The organism is Planctomycetia bacterium, assembly GCA_034440135.1.
GTDB lineage: Bacteria > Planctomycetota > Planctomycetia > Pirellulales > JALHLM01 > JALHLM01.
On record JAWXBP010000212.1, the window covers coordinates 1 to 7091 of the forward strand.

The following is a 7091-nucleotide window of genomic DNA, read 5'->3' on the forward strand; positions in this document are numbered from 1 at the left end:
GTGTCACTGGTTTCGTCAACACCCAGCAACATGAAGCAGACCTGCCGTTGACTCAACTCATCCCCTCATTCCCCGGAATTGGGTGAAGAACCAAAAAAAACCGCGTCGCGCGCTCAAACTGAATTTGAATCATGACGCAAATGTTTGGGAATCCAACTATAGCCTGTCGCAACGACAGGACTCGACCACTGGAAATCTGCCATGCACTCAAGAATCTGCACGCTACTCTTCCTGTTGCTCTGTCATAAGGCCAGGGCGCAAGCCACGGATGCAACGCCGTTCCTTCCGGAGCCCGTGCTATCCGGCGGGCAAGTGTTGTCGCTCTATCCCGAGGATTCGCCGCTGCTGAAGCGGGAACGCATTCACGAGCCGGAACAATACAACACGTCGCTCAAGCAGCCGTCGGACAAGACGGTGAACGTCATCAACATCCACAATCCGTCGATCGAAGTACACTTGGCGGACGACAACGCATCGAATACCGGCGCGGCGGTGATCGTCGCTCCGGGCGGCGGCCATCGCATCCTCTGGGTCGGCCCGGAAGGCGCCGATTTCGTGCCGTTCTTCAAACAGCGCGGCGTGTCAACGATCGTCCTGCGCAATCGACTGCGCGTGGACGGCTATGAGCCGACGATCGACGCCGTGAATGATGCGTTCCAGGCCATCCGGCTGGTGCGCGCTCATGCGGCGGAATGGAAACTGGATCCCGCGAAGATCGGGATCATGGGCTTTTCCGCCGGCGCGGAACTCTCGGCGCCCGCGGCGCTGTTTTTCGAGGACTTCGAGCGTCAGCACAGCGACGCTGCGGACGCGTTGGCGAAGGTCTCGGCCCGGCCCGATTTTGTGGGTGTGATCTATCCCGGGCCGACGCCGTTCACACGCGACGCAATGACGCCCATCCCGCGCAATGTTCCCCCGAGTTTCATCGCCTCCGCGGGGTCCGGCGATCGCGTGCATGCGCTTTGGGCGAATGACTACTTTGTCGCCATGCTCAAGGCCAGCGTGCCGAATCTGGAGATGCACATCTATGGAAATGGCGTTCACGGCGGCGGACTCACGGATCGCGGCGGTATCCCGTTCGGCGCTTGGACCGAGCGTTACCTCGAATGGTTCGCGGATCTCGGCTTTCTAGACAAGCCGGGCGTTCCTACCAAAGCAGCCGCCGATGTGGCCGCGTACGCTATGATGCCGGCCAAATGATCGCCGCATCGTCGCGTGTTGCCGTCTACCAAACTGGTTGAAACGTCGAACGAAACCGTCGCGGGCAGGCATCGCGGCCCCAGCAATTAGTTGGTTTTTGTCGACAAGTCCGGCGGGCGAGCCCTTGGTACAGTCCGCATCGAACGCTACCATCGTGACCTCACCCCAATCAACAAGGAACTACAATGGCCAAGAAAAAGAAAACGACTGTCCGGAAGCCGTGGTCGCCAGCCGAGCTGAAGAAATTCAAATCGCTGGCCGGAAAGGTCTCGACCAAGGAATTGGCCAAGCAGTTCGGCCGGACGCCCGGCGCCATCGCCCAAAAGGCCCAGTACGAGAGCCTGTCGCTGGCGTTAAAAAAGCGGAAGAAAAAATAACCGCCTCCGCAGGGCAATCCACGTCGCTCCGGCTATAGTGCCGTCCGACGCCTGACGGCGCCGCAGGGGGTCGTCGCATCTCACTATGTACCAGGCCCGACGGTTAGCTGCATAACGCCGCTTCGTTGCCGTCGATCTAGCGCTCGGTTACCATCGCGGTAGTTGAGTTTGCTTGAAGCATCCTCGGGGAGGTGCGCGCCGTGTTGCGGCTAATCTGTCTTGCTTGCTGCGTGTTGTCCTTCGCCTCGCCGGCGGCGGCCACTATCCTCGTTCAAGATGGAGACTTCTACGACGTCCTGGACGTGAAACAGGACGACGTCCTCATTACCGGTGGAACGGTCAATAAACTCAAACTTGGTGGCATTTCCTCCGCAGTCATTGAGCGGGGCGTGATCGGCGAAAACAATGACGACGAGGCAATTGAAATCGGAACGGGGAATCCGATCACTATTCGGGGGGGCACAATCCGAAGGAAGTCCCATTTTCCCTCAATTCCCGGCATCATCTACAGCAGCGGCGGAATTCTTCCGCTGACGTTTGAAGGGACAACCTTTCGAATCATAGAACTATTCTCCGATGACACCAGTTCCTGGCAAATCCAGGGATGGCTGGCGGACGACAGTTTTCTCAATGTCTACGTAGTGCATTTAGATCCGGCATCCACAGCGGATTTTTTTTCAACTTCACGCCCGGCGAAGTTCCTGTTATTCCGGGAGACACGAACGGCGATGACGCCGTTAATGTGAATGATCTCAACAATGTGCGCAATAATTTTGATGGAACTGGCACCGGCGATGCGAACGGCGATGGGATTGTCAATATCGACGACCTGAATCTGGTCCGCAATAATTTTGGAACCGGACCTTTCTTCACGCTTGGGCCGGAATACGAAGTTCCAAATCCTGCGGCGGTTCCAGAGTCGGAAACGCTTCTGCTTACCTTGGTCGCGCTTGTCACCATGGCGTCAGCTCGAATTGTTGGCAGGTGAACTCGTTTTCGGCATCGGCGGTGCCCCACGGTGCGAAGACATCGGCGGGAGAAAAGGTGCCAGGAACGAACGGCGGGGACTCTTGTCCTCCGACTTGCCGACAAGGCACAATGGGCCGTAGCCGCACCAGCCTCCCGTCAGCGCGCTGATCATGCAGATTCGCTGTCCGCACTGCCACTATCCGATTGAACTGGCCGTGGACCATCTCTTGGACGATTTGGTCTGTCCGTCGTGCGGCAGCGATATCACGCTGATCAGTAAAGACGCCACCGTGGCGAATGTGTCCGGGCTGATGGATTCCGCGCGGCCGGCGGCGCCGCGGAAGCTCGCGCACTTCGACCTGCTCGAGCGCGTCGGGATTGGCGGGTTCGGCGCGGTCTGGAGATCGCGCGATACGCTGCTCGATCGCACGGTGGCCGTCAAGGTGCCGCGTCGCAGCCAGTTGAACAGCACGGAAGCGGAATACTTTCTCCGCGACGCGCGCGCCGCGGCGCAATTGCGGCATCCCAACATTGTCAGCGTCCATGAAGTCGGTCGCGAAGGCGATACGTTTTTCATCGCCAGCGAGTTTGTCGACGGCGCCATGCTTCAGGAGTGGGCCAAGGCCCGGCCGTTGACGGTGCGCGAGGCCGCGGCATTGGTCGCGCAGATTGCCGACGCGGTTCACCACGCTCACGAACGCGGCGTCGTACATCGCGACCTGAAGCCCAGCAACATCCTGATGGATCGCGAAGGCCAGCCGCACATCACCGATTTCGGTCTGGCAAAGCGCGAAACCGGCGAAGTCACGATGACGCTGGACGGGCAGATACTCGGCACGCCGGCCTACATGAGTCCCGAGCAGGCGCGCGGCAAAGCCCATGAGGCCGACGCCCGGAGCGACGTGTATTCATTGGGGGTGATTCTGTTCGAGTTGCTGACGCGCGAGCTGCCGTTTCGCGGCGAAAAGCGCATGTTGATCTTGCAGATCCTCAGCGACGAACCGCCGAGTCCCCGCAAACTCAACAGCCGTGTTCCGCGAGACCTGGCGACGATCTGCTTGAAATGCCTGGAGAAGGAGCCGTCGAAGCGCTATGTCAGCGCGCGGGACTTGGCCGACGAACTGCGCCGCCAAGTGGCGGGCGAACCGATTCATGCACGGCCGATCGGAACTCTGACGCGCGGTTGGCGATGGTGTCGGCGCAAGCCGATGGTGGCGTCGCTGGGGACGGCCGTCGTGGCGTTGCTTGTGAGCACGGCGATCGTGTCCTCGATTGCGGCTTGGCGCATTGCCCAAGCGCGTGACGATGAGGCGCTTGCCCGAAAACGCGCCGAAGCGGCCGAACGGACCGCGCGCGACGAAGCCGAGAGGGCCGGCATGCAAGCCGCCGTCGCGGAGCGCGCGGCGGCCGTCTTGGCGGGCATGTACCAAGGAGCGGATCCGATTGGTCTCTCGGGCTATTCACTCGGCACCGAGGCGCAGGTGGATGCCAATACCAAGGCGGTGGAGATTCTCGACGCCGGCGCGAAGCAGATTCTCGCCGACACGTTGGTCTTGGAGAGCAAGCTGGCGAACGTCCAGGGCGGCAGTCTTCCGGAAGAATTGAAGATTCAGGCGGCGGTGCAGGCGATGCTGATGGACCGCATCGGCAATGCGTACACGAGCTACATGCGCTTCGACGACGCCGAGCCGCTACTGACCAAGGCGCTGCAATTGCGCCGACGCGCCGCCGGCGACCGAGATCTTGCCGTGGCGGAAAGTCTGCATAGCCTGGCGATTTTTCAATTCTTTGCGGGTGACTTCGATTCGGCCGAGCGCCATGCCACGGAAGCGCTGGAAATCCGGCGCGCCGCATGGGGCGAGCGCCATCTCGACGTGGCCCTCAGCGAGTTCATTCTCGCCTGGGTCATCAATTTCAACCAAGGTATGCGACAGGCCGAGGCCGAAAAGCTGCTGAGCGCCGCGATTGAAACGCGCGTCGCGCTGGTCGGCGAGGAGCACCGCGACACTGCGTATGCGCGCTTCGGGCTCGCAGCCGTGCTCATTAAGAACGATCGCCTGGCCGAAGCGACCAGGCAGTTGCTGGCTGCCGCCACGGCGATCCGCGCTTAGGCGAAGCGATCGGGCAATACGCGCAAAGCCAGATTGCGCGGTCGTTCGGCGACGCCCAGGGTTTCGCCGAGGCCAATCGAAAGGCCATCGCCAAAGTTGCTGAAGTCTTTGGCGATCGGCACCCGATCGTCAGCTACTTGAGACGCGAAGCGGCTGACGATCTCGCGAAAGCCGGCGACGTCGCTGCGGCGGAGCAACTCTATCGGGAATCGCTCGCATCCGACCAGCAATCGTTAGGCCGCCGTCCGTTCGTCGGCCAGTCGACCGCGGCGTTCGCCAAGTTCTTGATGCATCAAGGTCGATTCGACGAGGCCGAACCGGTGTTTGTCGAAGCGCTGGACATCTTGTCATCCACGCTCGGGCCTGACAGCGGTCAGGTGGCCGCGAATTTGAACGAGGCCGCCAGCAACGATCAGTTCCGTGGCGACTACGTCTCCGCGAAACGCCGTTGCTTGGAAGCCGCTCGCATCTTTGCTAATTCGCGCCCTGAAGTACGACAGGCGTTTTTGCCGTGGGTCTGGTATACGCTGGCGCGCATCGGAATTGCCACGGGCGACGCGACCATTTATCGGCAGGCCTGTGAAGGTCTGATCCCGCTGCATCGCGAGGACAGCGTACCGGAATTCTCCAAGGCGATCACGTTCACGTGCGGCATGGGGCCCAACGGATTGGAACATCCGGATCTGGCGGTGCAGTTAGGGCGGCGCGCGGCCGCCGGACTGCCCAAGACGCCCTGGGCGCAACAGGACTTGGGCATGGTTTACTTCCGCGCGGGCCAGCCGGCGGATGCGGAGCGAGAATTGACGGCGTCGGTGGCGCGGCAAGGTTCGCAACCGCATTTTCTCGCCATGACGTTTCTTGCGATGACGTACGAGGAGCTGAACCGCCACGACGAGGCGCTGCAGTGGTTGGCGCAGGCGGAGGCCTGGCACGCGGCGCGATTGGATCAGAAGGCACGCGAAGATCATGAGGCCGCGGCGGCCCGCGCCGCCGCTGACCCTGCTGCCCCGACCAGGCGTCTCGCGCAGGATCCATTTCTGACATGGGACGATACGGTGCTGTTCGGATGCATTCTGCAAGAGGCGCAAAGACGCATTCGCGGCACGGCGCCGGCGGACGAAGCGAATTGAGTACATTCCTCTCTCGCGAGTTGTCGCCTTCGCCGTCGACGAGATGGGCAGTAGGCCGTCCGGCAATCCTGTTGCCTCAACTGCGCGACCACGAAGTTGACCGCTCCACTAGCCCCGCAATATCGCCGCCAAACCTCGTTTCTGTGCGCGTTATCGCATCCGGGCGCATCTAGAGAACCCTTGCGATGCAGAGCGTGCCGATTTACTCCACCTGGCAGGTCGATCCCTGGCGGCTCTTATCCCGCGTCGAACTGGTGACCGCGCTGGGCGAACTGGAGCGCAAGGCCAAGCGGTCGCTAAACACCAGGCTGAATCTGGTGATTGTCCGACTGGCCGGTTGCTGCGTGCTGCGGGTTTCGGAGATTGCCTGCCTGCGGCTCGACGACGTTCGGATGGAGGATGCTCGGCCTCACATATTGATTCGCGCCGATGTGTCGAAAATTCCGCGCGATCGGCGGATTCCGCTGTGGTGGGATCGAGATACGTTCGGCGATATTATGGCCTGGAAGGGGAGGCTCCTCAACAAGGGCGCTCGGTCCGACGATTTGTTCGTGTCTTCGATCCTAAATCGGACACGAGGCAAACGACTGACACGGCAGGCACTTCGGCAACGATTCCGGACGGCTTGCAAGGTGCTGGGCAAAACTTGTCTCGAATCGCTCACGATTCACGACGGCCGGCATACGTTTGTGAGCCATTCCCTGGCCGGAGGTCGCACGCTGGCCGAAGTTCGCGATGCGGCCGGGCATGCGAATGTGGTGACGACGTCGGCGTATTTGCATGCCAGCGTGGCAGAATACAATGCGACGTGCCTCCATGGCTGAAGTAGTCGTCCCTCAGGCGCGCTTGAGTCATTCATTTCGCAATATCGGGTGGTCCAGCGGAACGAGGACAAGAAACTGGTGACGCCGCTGACAGAGTCTGTGGATGATGCCGTCGAGCCGGTTTCGGGTGCAGGAAGCGCCACGGCACGATGCACTCGACGTGTTCCTGACGACGTACAGCGGCTGATGCAAATGCCGTGCGAGCAATAACAGCCATGACGCAACAAGGTCCAATGTAAGTGTGCCGGAAACAGCGGGAGCCGACATAATCCGTGACCGGTCGAGAGCCGATTTAGACACAAGTTGTTGCTGTCGATGAGCTTATACCCCGTCAATTAGTGCGGTGGTTGCCGCCAGTCGCGGCGATCTCGTCGTCGTTCAGGCCTGCCATTCGGGGCGGCCTCCGCGGCCGTTGTCGCCGCGGAGTCGCGACAGAATTCCATCAGCCCGAAGTTTTCCAGAATTCGGGCAACAACTGGA

The 7091-nt window shown here is 60.9% G+C and carries 8 protein-coding genes; 7 read left to right on the forward strand and 1 reads right to left on the reverse strand.

The genetic code is table 11. From position 1 onward, the window contains the following. The first annotated feature begins 201 nt into the window (after positions 1-201). From SGJ19_12185 to SGJ19_12205, 5 genes are all read left to right on the forward strand, one after another. Positions 202-1200: an alpha/beta hydrolase gene (locus SGJ19_12185; GenBank protein ID MDZ4781004.1), complete on the forward strand. Its 999-nt coding sequence runs from the start codon at positions 202-204 to the stop codon at positions 1198-1200. A 185-nt stretch (positions 1201-1385) separates the two neighbouring features. Further along, positions 1386-1577 (forward strand): hypothetical protein, encoded by a 192-nt coding sequence (locus tag SGJ19_12190; protein MDZ4781005.1) that lies wholly within the window; start codon positions 1386-1388, stop codon positions 1575-1577. A gap of 200 nt (positions 1578-1777) precedes the next feature. Further along, a complete protein-coding gene (locus SGJ19_12195) occupies positions 1778-2323 on the forward strand; it encodes a hypothetical protein (protein ID MDZ4781006.1) in 546 nt (181 codons plus the stop codon). Next, positions 2320-2565 (forward strand): hypothetical protein, encoded by a 246-nt coding sequence (locus SGJ19_12200; protein MDZ4781007.1) that lies wholly within the window; start codon positions 2320-2322, stop codon positions 2563-2565. Before SGJ19_12195 ends, SGJ19_12200 begins: the two co-directional genes overlap by 4 nt. Positions 2566-2716: 151 nt before the next feature. Further along, positions 2717-4657 (forward strand): serine/threonine-protein kinase, encoded by a 1941-nt coding sequence (locus SGJ19_12205; GenBank protein MDZ4781008.1) that lies wholly within the window; start codon positions 2717-2719, stop codon positions 4655-4657. Here SGJ19_12205 and SGJ19_12210 read toward each other — a convergent pair. Next, entirely contained in the window at positions 4654-4779 is a 126-nt protein-coding gene (locus SGJ19_12210; protein ID MDZ4781009.1) for a hypothetical protein, read from the reverse strand. The two genes, SGJ19_12205 and SGJ19_12210, sit on opposite strands and share 4 nt — an antisense overlap. Positions 4780-4794: 15 nt before the next feature. Here SGJ19_12210 and SGJ19_12215 point away from each other — a divergent pair, with 15 nt between their 5' ends. Next, complete coding sequence (locus SGJ19_12215; protein MDZ4781010.1) at positions 4795-5787, forward strand: tetratricopeptide repeat protein; 993 nt, start codon at positions 4795-4797, stop codon at positions 5785-5787. Positions 5788-5972: 185 nt separating this feature from the next. After that, positions 5973-6611, forward strand: a complete 639-nt coding sequence (locus tag SGJ19_12220) for a site-specific integrase (protein MDZ4781011.1) — start codon at positions 5973-5975, stop codon at positions 6609-6611. Positions 6612-7091 lie beyond the last annotated feature (480 nt).